The sequence below is a fragment of the Celeribacter sp. genome (assembly GCF_048266405.1).
GTDB lineage: Bacteria > Pseudomonadota > Alphaproteobacteria > Rhodobacterales > Rhodobacteraceae > Celeribacter.
On sequence record NZ_JBLWZO010000006.1, the window covers coordinates 169,069 to 182,418 of the forward strand.

General features: G+C 55.6%; 9 protein-coding genes. 6 read left to right on the top strand and 3 right to left on the bottom strand.

Annotation, left to right across the window (positions count from 1 at the left end):
• Positions 1–2: 2 nt before the first annotated feature.
• The 3 genes from ACN0TS_RS12980 to ACN0TS_RS12990 all read right to left on the bottom strand — a co-directional run bounded on the left by ACN0TS_RS12980 (position 3) and on the right by ACN0TS_RS12990 (position 3,055).
• A complete protein-coding gene (locus tag ACN0TS_RS12980; protein ID WP_417259785.1) occupies positions 3–1,304 on the bottom strand; it encodes an ABC transporter substrate-binding protein in 1,302 nt (433 codons plus the stop codon).
• Positions 1,305–1,419: 115 nt separating this feature from the next.
• Positions 1,420–2,376, bottom strand: coding sequence for a sugar-binding transcriptional regulator (locus tag ACN0TS_RS12985; protein ID WP_417259786.1), 957 nt, complete (start codon positions 2,374–2,376; stop codon positions 1,420–1,422).
• Between the two features lies 1 nt (position 2,377).
• Positions 2,378–3,055: an HAD family hydrolase gene (locus tag ACN0TS_RS12990; RefSeq protein WP_417259787.1), complete on the bottom strand. Its 678-nt coding sequence runs from the start codon at positions 3,053–3,055 to the stop codon at positions 2,378–2,380.
• A gap of 166 nt (positions 3,056–3,221) precedes the next feature.
• Here ACN0TS_RS12990 and ACN0TS_RS12995 point away from each other — a divergent pair, with 166 nt between their 5' ends.
• The 6 genes from ACN0TS_RS12995 to ACN0TS_RS13020 all read left to right on the top strand — a co-directional run bounded on the left by ACN0TS_RS12995 (position 3,222) and on the right by ACN0TS_RS13020 (position 13,308).
• Positions 3,222–4,406 (top strand): NAD(P)/FAD-dependent oxidoreductase, encoded by a 1,185-nt coding sequence (locus ACN0TS_RS12995; protein WP_417259788.1) that lies wholly within the window; start codon positions 3,222–3,224, stop codon positions 4,404–4,406.
• A gap of 204 nt (positions 4,407–4,610) precedes the next feature.
• Positions 4,611–6,812, top strand: a complete 2,202-nt coding sequence (gene glgB / locus ACN0TS_RS13000) for a 1,4-alpha-glucan branching protein GlgB (protein WP_417259789.1) — start codon at positions 4,611–4,613, stop codon at positions 6,810–6,812.
• Between the two features lie 51 nt (positions 6,813–6,863).
• Positions 6,864–8,120 carry a glucose-1-phosphate adenylyltransferase gene (gene glgC / locus ACN0TS_RS13005; protein ID WP_417259790.1) on the top strand — a complete coding sequence of 419 codons (1,257 nt, stop codon included), beginning with the start codon at positions 6,864–6,866 and terminating at the stop codon, positions 8,118–8,120.
• Positions 8,117–9,547, top strand: coding sequence for a glycogen synthase GlgA (gene glgA / locus ACN0TS_RS13010; protein ID WP_417259791.1), 1,431 nt, complete (start codon positions 8,117–8,119; stop codon positions 9,545–9,547). The genes glgC and glgA overlap by 4 nt, the downstream gene beginning before the upstream one ends.
• On the top strand, positions 9,544–11,628 hold the full coding sequence (glgX, locus tag ACN0TS_RS13015; RefSeq protein ID WP_417259792.1) for a glycogen debranching protein GlgX: 2,085 nt from the start codon (positions 9,544–9,546) through the stop codon (positions 11,626–11,628). Before glgA ends, glgX begins: the two co-directional genes overlap by 4 nt.
• A gap of 48 nt (positions 11,629–11,676) precedes the next feature.
• Positions 11,677–13,308, top strand: coding sequence for an alpha-D-glucose phosphate-specific phosphoglucomutase (locus ACN0TS_RS13020; RefSeq protein WP_417259793.1), 1,632 nt, complete (start codon positions 11,677–11,679; stop codon positions 13,306–13,308).
• Positions 13,309–13,350 lie beyond the last annotated feature (42 nt).

A 13,350-nucleotide genomic window follows, 5' to 3' on the forward strand; every position in this document is an offset into this window, starting at 1 on the left:
TCTTAGTAGCCTGCGGCTTCCATCTCTTCTGTGGTCAAAGCCTGCGCTTTAGCCAGAGCTTCCTCGGCGGTCTGTTGACCTGCGAGAGCGGCAGAGAATTCTTGGCCGACCAGAGTTGCGATGCCTGCAAACTCGGGAATAGCTGCGAACTGGACACCCACGTATGGAACCGGATCAACCGTTGGGTTGGTCGGATCAGCCGAAAGGATGCTTTCCAGCGTCATTTTGGCGAACGGGATGTCTTTGTAGTTTTCGTTCTCGTAGAGGGATGTACGCGCACCTGGAGGAACGTTGGCCCAACCTTCGTTTGCAGCGACGAGCTCGATGTATTCTTTAGACGTTGCCCACTCGACGAACTGCTTGGCGGCATCTTCTTTTTGCGTACCAGCAGGGATTGCGAGCGCCCAAGCCCAGAGCCAGTTACCACGCTTGCCGAGACCCGTGTCGGGTGCCAGAGCGAAGCCAACTTTGTCAGCAACGGAACTGTCCTCAGGATTGGTGACGAAAGATGCTGCAACGGTTGCGTCGATCCACATGCCACATTTGCCCTGTTGGAACAATGCGAGGTTCTCGTTGAAGCCGTTGTTGGCTGCGCCGGGAGGGCCCGCGTCTGTCATCAGGTCGATGTAGAAGTTCAGCGTGTTTGCCCATGCCTCGGAATCGAACTGTGCTTTCCAATCTTCGTCAAACCAACGTGCGCCGAATGCGTTACCCGTTGCAGTGAGGAACGCCATGTTCTCGCCCCAACCAGCCTTGCCGCGCAGGCAGATGCCGTACATTTCATTTTCTTTGTCGGTCATGGCGCGTGCAGCCTGAGCCACAAAATCCCACGTTGGGGCATCGGGCATTTCAAGACCGGCTTTTTCCATGAGATCCGTGCGATACATGATCATCGAAGACTCACCGTAAAACGGTGCGGCGTAGAGGGTACCATCAACAGACAGACCGCCACGCATAGCAGGCAGGATGTCGTCAACGTCATACTCGGCGGACAGATCATCGAGCGGAACGAGCCAATTGTTTTTGCCCCAGATGGGTGTCTCGTACATGCCGATTGTCATAACATCGAACTGACCACCCTTGGTGGAAATGTCGGTCGTCACGCGCTGACGCAGCACGTTTTCTTCGAGCGTTACCCACTCGACCTCATGGCCGGTCTTTGCGGTAAAATCATCAGTCAGACCCTGCATACGGATCATGTCACCGTTGTTCACGGTCGCGATTGTTAGCGTGTCGGCCTGCGCAGATACTGCAGCGGCGGACAACACGGTAGCGCCCATAAGGACGCGGAACGTTGTATTCATAATTTCCTCCCGTTTGACGGTGAGCATTTGCCCAACCGTTGAGCAAATATTCACTCACAGACATGATTCTTGTCAAGTATTTTGCAGGGATTTTTAAAACTGATATGAAAAGTTTTTACTTAACAAGAGCTTGAGCCGTGACTTCATCTGTTACGAGGTCGGAAATTAGCCCGCCCCGAAGCGCGGCTCGCAGCGCAGGGATTTTTTTGCCCCCGCCACCGATACAAATCACCCGCATCTGCGTAACATCAGGAAGCAATCCGATCATCTGTCGTCTCACGGGGTGATCAATGAGTTTTCCGTCCTCATCGAACATATGACTACAAATCTCACCAACAGCCCCAAGCGCCTGAACCTCGCTGAGCTGCTCGGCAGAGATAAACCCGTCAACAAACAAGGGCGCATCGTCCCCCATCTGACCAATACCGACAAGCGCAGTATTGGCTTGTTTGGCTAAGGCCCGCGCAGAACTCACATGTGGCAAAGACAGATACAGATCCATCTCGGCGTCGTTACGCGCCAAAACGGGAACAGACATCGGGTAATGCGGCGCGTTGACCTTTTCCGCCAACCGCATAATGACCTCGTAAAACGATGCCGACCCATCAGGTGATACATTACCAATCAGGGAGGTCAATTTGTGGTGCGAGCCATCGAAGGCATGCATCTGATCCACCACCATACTCAATGTCCGTCCCGTCCCTAGCGCGATCACCTGCGGGTTCGGGTCTTCGAGGATACGCTCCACAAAAGGCGCCGCAAAAGTCGCGATGCCGATGCTTGGGTCAACGGAATCGCCCGCATTCGGGGACACCCGTACAGAATGTAGAGAAAAGCGGCTTTTCAATTCGCGCTCAAGCTCAAGGCAATCGGCAATCGGGTGATCGATACGTACGCGGATCAACCCTTCGGCACCTGCTCTCGCGACCAAACGTTGCGCCCGCTGACGCGAAATACCGAGCTCCTGCGCAATTTGATCCTGCGTCATACCTCCGACATAGGACATCCACGCCGCGCGTGCCGCTAGTCCGCGATTTGAACGTTCACCGTCGTCGGAAGTTACCTGCGCCATACTATACCATCTCATCCTTTAACTCAGGAGCAATCTGAAAGAGTTCGTCGAAACTTGCAAACACGTGATGTGGCTGTGCGGTCTCATCGGTGGGTAAATCAAGCCCGATCAAATGGCTCCCCCCAATGAAGCGCCAAACGACCATCCCCGCAGCAAGCCCTGCTCGCACCCCTGCCAAGGAGTCTTCAATCACCAAACACCGCGATGGCGCAACACCGTACCGCTGCGCCACATGCAAGAACAAATCCGGCGCAGGTTTACCCCGCGCGACTTCGGACGCTGTATTGAACCGTCCCTCGAAATAGGGGGTCAAACCGACCACCTCCAACGAACTTTTCAAACGCGCAGGACTTGAACTTGTCGCCAGGCAATAGGGAGTGCGGATGGAGACGAGAACATCTTTTATACCCGGCATCGCGGTAAGGTTTTCCTCAAACGCCGCAATGAGACGAGCGCGATAATCGGCCTCAAATCCCTCGGGCAAAGCCACGCCAAATTCATCGCGAATTTGCTGTAACACGACAGGGTAGCTGCGCCCTAAAAAATGCCGCGCCACATACGCCCCGTCGATATGCACGTCATAATGCTTCAATTCGGCAATCAGCATTTGCGCAGAAATCACCTCGCTATCGACGATCACACCGTCGAAGTCGAATATCACCAGATCGAAATCAGCCATTGCCTCGCCCCGTCGCCTCACCCGTTGAACATCCTCATCGCGCAATGCACGACAGCGCCTGTTATGCGCGAGAGAAAAGATGTTTCCAAGGTGAAGTTACGCATCTCGTCAAAACACACCAAGACGTCTATACCCGAACCGACCAATCGTTAGGCAAGCCGACACAATGACTAAACCGACACATAAGACCCTGACCTGCGACGTTTTAATCGTCGGTGGCGGCCCTGCAGGACTGGCCACCGCACAAACGCTTGCCCCTCATGCAAAAACCATTGTGATCCATCAAGACCGCGAAATAGGTAAGCCCGTGCGCACCTCGGGGGGCACTTGGGTAGAAGACATGGAGGCTCTTGGCGTGCCTTCGCACCTTTACCAGCAGATTGACGAAATTCTGTTCCGCTCCGACAACCGCAAAGTGCGCCAACATTTGGAACGACGCAAATGCGCAGTGCTCGACATCACAGGCACGTATCAATGGCTAGCGGGTCTGGCCCATGAGGCCGGCGCGGATATCTACACCGACACGAAATTCTTGCACACGGTTGAAACAGACGACGGTTTTATCTCCGAAATTCGGTCTCGTTCCATCGACGCGACCCGTATCGAGTCGCAGTTCATCATCGACGCATCAGGCACGCCCCATGCCGTTTTGGCCGATTTGGGATTGGTCGACAAACCCGACCGCGTCGGTGTCGGCATCGAGCATGAGTTCGAGATCAAATCCGCCGACAAAAATCGCGCGGTCCTGTTTGTGGGCCAAGCCGTGAAATCAGGCTACGGCTGGATTTTCCCCGCGCCGAATAATCACATCCGTATTGGCGTCGGAATTATCCAACCCGTCAGCAACCTATCACCTCGCGATATCTATAATGCCGTAGTGACACCCGAGTTTCTCGAAAGCTACGGCCTCGAGCTTGGGCCTCCCGTTCAGGTCAATGCAGGGATCATCCCCTCCGTACCCTATGACCCCAAACTGGTATTCGGTAATGTCATCCGTGTCGGCGATACCGCCAATTTCGCCACACCGACAGTTGGCGAAGGCATCCGCATCGCAATCAAATTCGGTCGCATTTTAGGGGAACGGTTGAGCGAAACCCTCACTCAAGGGTGTCGCTCCCCCTTGGTGCGTTACGAATTGGAATGCCGCAAAGCGTTGAAGCGCAACTATGGCTTCGGCTTTACCGCAAACGAACGCATCGCCACCTATGACGCAGACGATTGGGACAAGAGCCTTGACCGCTTAGCGCGCCTTGACGAAGACGAAGTTGTCTCCCTCGTCAAAAGTGAATTCACACTGTCCATGATGATCAAAGCCGTCGGAAAACAAGTGCGCCACAAACTCTTCGGCTAAAGCGACCACATCGCACATCCGAAGTCAGCAAGCACAGAAACCAGCGACACACTTTACTCAACGCCTCTTTTTTTGCGCATCGCGACAACGCTCTCATGTCCTGTTGACCTATGCCGCAGGTCCGTGCTTCATCTAAGGTAAGACCTCGCCCGCCAAATAATCTTATCAGTCCGATTTTTGGAATTTACAAAGATGGAGAGCGGCATGACACTCGATCCGACGGCTAAATTCCCTGACTTCCTATCGCAAGCAGATGTGGACGCCCTGAACGCAGGCACGCACCCCGCTCCGTTTGGTGTTCTTGGCCCGCACAAAAGCGGGACACGGCGTTGGATCACCACCTACCAACCCGATGCGACAGAGGTCATCGCGACCGTTGCAGGCAAAAGCACCCCGTTGAAACGGCTCGGTGGTGCGGTGTTTTCGGCCCCTGTCGCGGGAAAAGCCTACACGCTCACCATGCGGTTTGCAGATGGGACAGAGCACACGACCCCTGATCCGTTTGCCTTTGATCCAATTCTGACGGATTTCGATCAATATCTACTCGGCGAGGGAAGCCACAAAGAGCTGTGGCGTGTCCTCGGTGCGCATGTCGTCACACACCATGGGGTGGACGGCGTGCATTTCGCCGTGTGGGCCCCTAATGCCCGACGCGTTAGTGTCGTCGGTGAATTCAACCACTGGGACGGCCGCCGCCATCCGATGCGCCCTGCGGGGCAAACAGGCGTTTGGGAAATTTTCATGCCCGATGTAGGCGAGGGCGATCTCTACAAATACGAGATCGTCGGCGCAAACGGCGTAGTGGCGCTCAAGGCCGACCCCGTCGGATTTGGCTCAGAGCACCCGCCAGAAAAAGCCTCGGTCGTGCGCGACATCTCGGGCTACGGGTGGAAAGACGACAACTGGATGAAAGAACGCGTAGGTCGCGCAGACCGCGCCAGTCCAATCTCGATCTACGAAGTGCATCTTGGATCATGGCGACGCCGCTATGACGAGGGGGGACGCCCGCTCAGCTACAAAGAGTTGGCACGTGATCTTGTCGCCTACGTCAAATTCATGGGCTTTACCCATATCGAACTGCTGCCCATCTCCGAATTTCCGTTTGACGGCTCGTGGGGCTATCAACCTGTTGGCCTGTTTGCGCCGACCATTCGGTTCGGGCCGCCGCATGAGTTTCGCGATTTTGTAGACGCCGCCCATGAGGCAGGTATCGGCGTTCTTCTGGACTGGGTGCCCGGACATTTTCCGACAGATCCGCATGGCTTGGCAACCTTCGATGGCACGCATTTGTATGAACATGCCGACCCGCGCGAGGGGTTCCATCAGGATTGGAATACGTTGATCTACAACTACGGCCGACGTGAGGTGAAAAACTACCTTGTGTCAAACGCGCTCTACTGGCTCGAAGAATACCACCTTGACGGTCTACGCGTAGATGCTGTGGCGTCGATGCTCTACAGAAACTATTCGCGCCAAGAAGGGCAATGGGTGCCCAACAAGGATGGCGGCACGGAAAACTATGAAGCCATTGCCTTCTTGCAAGAGATGAACACGGCCACCTATGGGGCGGACCCCAGTATCATGACCATCGCGGAGGAAAGCACCTCTTTCCCCGCCGTCTCCAAACCCGTCCATACGGGCGGGCTAGGCTTCGGCTACAAGTGGAACATGGGGTGGATGAATGACACGCTGCGATATTTTGAATACGATCCGATTCACCGCCAGCACCACCAAGACCTGATTACCTTTGGCATTCATTATGCCTTCACCGAGAATTTCATTTTGCCGATCAGCCACGATGAAGTGGTTCACGGCAAAAGGTCTGTGTTGGGCAAAATGCCCGGAAATGAATGGGAAAAATTCGCAAACCTGCGGGCGTTTTATGGGTTCATGTGGACCCATCCGGGCAAGAAATTGCTGTTCATGGGGTGTGAATTTGCGCAGCCCGAGGAATGGAACCACAATGGCGAACTTAACTGGGGCGCGGCCGATCAAGCCGCCCACAAGGGCATTCAAAAACTCGTCCAAGACCTCAACACGCTCTACCGCAACACGCCCGCCTTGCACGTCAAAGATTGCGACCCCGACGGGTTTATATGGCTCAATGGTGATCCGGAACAATCCACACTAGGCTATGTGCGATATGGTGAAGAAGACGACGCGCCTGTTGTCGTCATGTGTAATTTTACGCCCGTTGAACGATCACACTTCCGCTTGGGCGTGCCAGAAGCGGGTTTTTGGGAGGAAGTCTTGAATACCGATGCCGAAATCTATGGCGGCGGAAATCGCGGGAACTTTGGCGGCGTAGAAACAACCGACGTCTCGGCAGACGGGTATCCGCAGTCTTTGGAAATGACGCTGCCACCGCTGTCGGTCGTCATCATGCGGCAAGGACACAAACCCTAAGAGGCCAAGGGCATATAAATCGGCCTCGCAAACAGGGATGGAGGAAACACGATGCAAACGAAACGTCTGACACAAAGATCAATGGTTTTCGTGCTTGCCGGAGGGCGCGGCAGCCGTCTCAAGGAGCTCACAGATCGGCGTGTAAAACCCGCTGTTCCATTCGGCGGCAAGGGACGCATCATTGATTTTGCCCTGTCGAATGCGATGAATTCCGGCATCCGCAAAATGGCGATTGCAACGCAATACAAAGCGCACAGCCTGATCCGCCATGTGCAACGCGGATGGAATTTCTTCAACGCGGAGCGCAATGAATTTCTCGATGTGCTCCCCGCCTCCCAGCGCGGCGGAACCGAGAGCTGGTATAAAGGCACCGCAGATGCCGTGACGCAGAACATTGATATCGTTGACAGCTATGGCGTTGACTATGTCATCATTCTTGCAGGCGACCATATCTATAAAATGGACTACGAAATCATGCTGCGCCAACACGTTGAGACGGGCGCGGATGTGACCGTAGGCTGTTTGACCGTACCACGCATTGAAGCCACGGCCTTTGGCGTGATGGACACCGACAAAGAGGGACGGATCACGAGCTTTCTTGAAAAACCCGCCGACCCACCGGGCACCCCCGAAGACCCGAACAAGGCATTGGCCTCGATGGGGATTTACGTCTTCGATTGGAAATTTCTGCGCGACCTTTTGCTAAAGGATGCCGAAGACCCTAATTCCACCAACGACTTTGGCAACGACTTGATCCCCGAAATCGTCAAGCACGGCAAAGCTATGGCGCACCGTTTTGATGAAAGCTGTGTCCGCCACGAGGGTGCACCCGCCTATTGGAAAGATGTCGGCACCATTGATGCCTTTTGGCAGGCGCATATTGATCTGACGAACTTTACGCCCGAGTTGGACCTATGGGATCGCGACTGGCCGATTTGGACCTATAATGAAAGCGTCCCGCCCGCGAAGTTTATCCACGATGAACGCGACAGGCGTGGCATGGCGATTTCCTCAATGGTATCAGGTGGCTGCATAATTTCTGGCACCGAGGTGCGAAATTCCTGCCTATTCACCAATGTGCACACCAACTCCTATGCCGTTTTAGAACAAGCCGTGGTATTGCCAAACGTAAGCATCAGCAGATCGGCGCGCTTGCGTCAGGTCGTCATCGACAGCGACGTGATTATCCCCGAGGGTCTCGTTGTTGGTGAAGACCCGACAGAAGACGCACGTTGGTTCCGGGTCACCGAACGCGGCACAACGCTGATCACCAAAGACATGTTGGATAAGCGAGCCGCCAAACTATGAGTAAAATTCTGTCCGTCGTCTCCGAGTGCGCCCCCCAGATCAAGACAGGGGGCCTTGCGGATGTGGCGGGTGCGCTGCCAAGTGCGCTTGCGGCCTATGGTGATGAGATGCGAACGCTTATCCCCGGCTATCGCTCCGTCATGCCGCAACTCGGCAAGACCAAAGTGATTGAAAAGTTCGACGACCTGTTTGGCGGCCCTGCAAAGCTACATACGTGCAAAGTTGCAGGTCTCGAACTGTTTGTAATCGACGCGCCGCACCTGTTTGATCGGGATGGCGGAATCTATGTAGACGCACAGGGGCACGACTGGCCCGACAATCCCGAACGCTTCGCCGCATTATCCTTCGTCGCCGCACGCATCGCGGCTTCTGGCGCGGGAGGTTGGACGCCAGACATCGTTCATGGGCACGATTGGCAAGCAGGTCTGACGCCTGAGTACTTGCAAGCAGCAGGGACAAAGACCCCGTTCGTCTTCACCATCCACAACATCGCGTTTCATGGCAACACAAGCGCCGATAAACTCGAATCGCTGCTCTTGGACGCCGACCGTTTTGACAGGGACCATTTTGAATTTTGGGGGCAGATTTCCGCACTTAAGGCCGCATTGATGGGGGCGACCAAAATCACCACCGTGTCCCGAACCTACGCCGAAGAACTCATGACGCCCGAGTTTGGCATGGGCATGGAGGGCGTATTGCGTCACCGTCAGTCCGATTTGGTCGGGATTGTGAATGGTATCGACGAAGATGTTTGGAACCCTGCGACTGACCCCAGCATCACGCCCTTTAAGGCGGCCACAGGCAAAGCCGCCAACAAGGTCGCGCTACAAAAAACTTTCGGGCTGGGCGCATCAGATGGCCCGCTGTGTGTGCTTGTGTCACGGTTGACCGAGCAAAAAGGCATCGACCTTCTCCTAGAAGCCCTACCCGCATTGTTAGATAACGGCGGTCAATTAGCGCTTTTGGGATCGGGCGATCCCCGCTTGGAAGTGGCCTTACTTGAGGCTGCCGAAACCCATGAAAACGTGTCCGTCAAAATCGGCTATGACGAGACGCTTGCGCATTTGATGATGGCGGGTGGCGACGTAATTTTGGTACCGTCACGGTTTGAGCCCTGCGGGCTGACGCAGCTTTACGGTCTGCGCTATGGCGCCATTCCGCTTGTGGCGCTCACGGGCGGACTTGCCGACACCGTAATCAACGCTTCCCCCGCTGCCCTCGCCCGTGATGTCGCCACAGGTGTGCAGTTCTTCCCGATCACGGCACAAGCTCTGACAAACGCCTTGGGTCGCATCTGTGATCTCTATACGCAGCCGAACCTCTGGAAAACACTACAACGCAATGCCATGAAACAACCCGTAGGGTGGTCCGCCTCTGCGGCCGAATACCATGCCATTTATGCGTCTCTCGCAAAGGCCTCACGTTGACCCCTGTTCCGTTCCCCATTCTGCCCGGACATCCGTCCCCGTTGGGCGCGACCGTCACCGAAGGCGGCGTTAATTTCGCCGTGTTCTCACGACACGCGACAAAGTTGGTTCTGTGCCTGTTTGATGAGGACGGCAACGAAACGGAAAACGTGACCTTGCCAGAGCGCGAAGGCGACGTGTGGTATGGGTTCATCCCCGGCATGACAGAAGGTCAGCAATATGGCTTGCGCATGGACGGGCCTTACAAACCCGAAGAGGGGCATCGTTTTAATCCCCACAAGCTGTTGATCGACCCCTATGCCAAACGACTAACAGGGCACCCGATCTGGAACGATGCTCTGTTTGGGTATGAAAACGGTCATGCGGACAAGGACCTGAGTTTCGACACAACCGATAGCGCCCCCTATATGCCGCGCTGCGTTGTGGTTGATCCTTCCTTCGATTGGGACGACGAGCCGCGCCCGAACCATTCGCTCGAAAACTCCGTCATTTATGAAGCCCATGTCAAAGGGCTAACAGCGGGGCGCACCGATATTCCGAACGCGGGCCGTTATCTCGCGATGGCGTCCGATCCGATCCTTGAACATCTCAACACCCTTGGCGTCACCACGATTGAGCTTTTGCCTGTCCAAGCCTTTCTCAACGAGAAATTTCTACTGGATCGCGGACTGACCAATTATTGGGGCTATATGACCTACGGGTTCTTTGCGCCCGATCCGCGCTATATGCAGAGCAACGAGATCACCGAATTCCAACAGATGGTCTCGCGGTTTCACAAGGCAGGTATCGAGGTCATTCTCGACGTAGTGTACAACCATACTGCCGAAGGGTCCGAGATGGGACCGACCTTGATGTTCAGAGGTCTTGATAACGCGAGCTACTACCGCTTGGCAGAAGATCCGCGTTATTACATCGACGATGCGGGCTGCGGTAACACGCTTGATTTTGAAAACCCCTTTGTCATGCGCTTGGTGATGGACAGCTTGCGGTATTGGGTCGAGGTGATGCACGTCGACGGGTTCCGATTTGACCTGTGTTCCGCACTCGGGCGCACCCGCGACGGGTTTAATCGCGACGGGCCGTTCTTTCGCGCGATTGGACAAGACCCCGTTCTCAACCGTGTCAAACTGATCGCCGAACCGTGGGACATTGGACCCGGGGGCTATCAATTGGGCGCCTACCCCGCCCCCTTTGCAGAATGGAACGACAAATACCGCGATAATATCCGTGAGTTTTGGCGCGGAGATCAGGGCAAGGTCGCGGATCTGGCCGAACGCCTTTCAGGCTCCGCCCCGTTTTTCGATCACGGCGGCCGCCCCGCCACCTCATCGCTCAATTTCATAACCGCGCATGACGGGTTCACCCTCCACGATACGGTCAGCTATTCGACGAAACACAATCTGGCCAACGGCGAGGACAATCGCGATGGCCACTCCAATAACCACTCAGACAACATGGGTGTTGAAGGACCAACCGACGATCCCGACATTGTGGCGGCCCGCATTCGGCGCAAGCGCAACCTGATCGCCACATTAATGCTATCCCAAGGGACGCCCATGATCTTGGCCGGGGATGAATTGAGCAATTCACAAGGCGGCAACAACAATGCCTATTGCCAAGACAACGAGATCGGCTGGGTCAACTGGCCTGAAAAGGACGATCCGTTTTTCACCTTCTGCCAACAAGCCATCGCATTTCGCAGGATGCATCCGCTGCTACGTCAAAGACGGTTCTTGCACTCGCGCCAACGTCTGATTGATGGCGAACCCGACCTGTTCTGGCGTCAGGCCAACGGTGACCCGATGCGTCAGGCCGATTGGGACAATCCCGATCTGAATATTCTCGTTGCCGAAATGCGCATGGCCTCAGGCACCCCGGAATACGTACAACGTGAAGGCGCATTACTGATTGTGCTCAATCGGGGAGACGCCGTAGACATTACCGCGCCCGCGCTTCCAGATGGGGATGCATGGGTGCGCCGCTTCGACACTAGCCAAGACGACGCAATCAAAGTCACAGAAGGGATGCACGTAGCGGCGAACGCCGTCGTGGTCTTTTCACACGAAAGAGACGACGCCTGACACAGCCCGTTAAAGACGCCTCGCGGCACATCAAATGGAGAGCATGAAATGCCTACACAAATGGTTCGGACAGGTCCGATTGATGGACAAAAACCTGGCACCAGCGGTTTGCGCAAAAAGACGTCGGTCTTCAAACGGCCGCGCTACCTTGAGAACTACGTGCAAGCGACCTTTGACGGAATTGGCGGCGTTCAGGGCAAAGTGCTCGTGGTAGGCGGCGACGGGCGCTACTTCAACGATCAGGCCATTCAGGTCATTTTGCGCATGGCGGCGGCCAATGATGCTGCGAAATGTATTGTCGGCCAAGGCGGCATTCTCTCCACACCCGCCGTGTCCAACCTCATTCGCAAACGAGGTGCCGATGGCGGGTTGATCCTGTCGGCAAGCCACAACCCCGGTGGTCCGAATGCGGATTTCGGTCTCAAGTTCAACGGTCCGAACGGCGGGCCGGCGACCGAGATCGTCACGGACAAGATTTTCGCCCGCACCAAAGAGATCGAGTTCTACAAAATCACGGCGGCACCCGATGTCGACTTGCACCAATTGGGCACCGTACAGACCTGCGGTATGGAGGTCGAAATCATTGACCCTGTGGCCGACTATGCGGACCTCATGCAAACCCTGTTCGATTTCGACAAAATTCGCGCATTGTTTGCGGGCGGCTTCACGATGCGTTTTGACGCAATGCACGCGGTAACCGGCCCCTATGCCCATTCAATCCTCGAAGGCATACTCGGCGCACCCAAAGGCACAGTTGTGAATGGCACCCCAAGCCCAGACTTTGGTGGCGGGCACCCCGACCCGAACCCGACTTGGGCCAAGGCATTGATGGATGAGATGTTTGGCGCAAACGCTCCTGATTTTGGCGCGGCCTCGGATGGTGACGGCGATCGCAACATGATCGTGGGGCGCAACATCTATGTCACCCCGTCCGACAGTCTCGCGCTTCTGACGGCGAAGGCACATCTCGCCCCCGCCTATAAAGAGGGCCTGTCGGGGGTCGCCCGCTCTATGCCAACATCTCGCGCCGTAGACCGCGTCGCCGAACAACTTGGCATCGAGTGTTATGAGACCCCTACCGGATGGAAGTTCTTTGGCAACCTGTTGGACGCAGGCAAAGTAACATTGTGCGGTGAGGAAAGTGCAGGGACAGGCTCGGATCACGTTCGTGAAAAGGACGGGCTTTGGGCCGTGCTGCTCTGGCTCAATATCCTTGCGGAAACCAAACTATCGGTTGCCGATTTGATAGCCGATCTGTGGTCCACCTACGGGCGCTGCTACTATTCGCGCCACGATTACGAGGCCGTTGAAAGCGACAAAGCCAACGCGATGATGGACGGGCTACGCGCCAAGTTGCCAACGCTTGCGGGCACGCAGCTAAACGGCCTCACGGTCGAAAGTGCTGACGAGTTTGCCTACGACGATCCCGTTGATGGATCGCGCTCAGAGGGCCAAGGCATTCGCATCGTGTTCAGCCAAGGCGCACGCGTTGTCATCCGTCTGTCGGGCACAGGCACGGAAGGGGCAACAATCCGCATCTATCTGGAACAGTTGGAGACCGACACCGACAAGCTGCACGCCACACCCGAAACGGCCTTGGCCGATGTGCGAACCGCAGCCATGATCGTGACAGACCTGACCGCTAAAACAGGCCGAACAGATCCCGATGTGATCACCTGACGCAGCTGCAACGCTTATAGTTACATGACATCTGGTTTTCTG

Excerpts from the sequence above, each read along its gene's own strand:
- ACN0TS_RS12990 (WP_417259787.1), bottom strand. The coding sequence starts at position 3,055 with ATGGCTGATTTCGATCTGGTGATATTCGACTTCGACGGTGTGATCGTC.
- glgC (WP_417259790.1), top strand. The coding sequence starts at position 6,864 with ATGCAAACGAAACGTCTGACACAAAGATCAATGGTTTTCGTGCTTGCC.
- glgB (WP_417259789.1), top strand. The coding sequence starts at position 4,611 with ATGACACTCGATCCGACGGCTAAATTCCCTGACTTCCTATCGCAAGCA.
- ACN0TS_RS12985 (WP_417259786.1), bottom strand. The coding sequence starts at position 2,376 with ATGGCGCAGGTAACTTCCGACGACGGTGAACGTTCAAATCGCGGACTA.
- ACN0TS_RS13020 (WP_417259793.1), top strand. The coding sequence starts at position 11,677 with ATGCCTACACAAATGGTTCGGACAGGTCCGATTGATGGACAAAAACCT.
- ACN0TS_RS12995 (WP_417259788.1), top strand. The coding sequence starts at position 3,222 with ATGACTAAACCGACACATAAGACCCTGACCTGCGACGTTTTAATCGTC.
- glgA (WP_417259791.1), top strand. The coding sequence starts at position 8,117 with ATGAGTAAAATTCTGTCCGTCGTCTCCGAGTGCGCCCCCCAGATCAAG.
- ACN0TS_RS12980 (WP_417259785.1), bottom strand. The coding sequence starts at position 1,304 with ATGAATACAACGTTCCGCGTCCTTATGGGCGCTACCGTGTTGTCCGCC.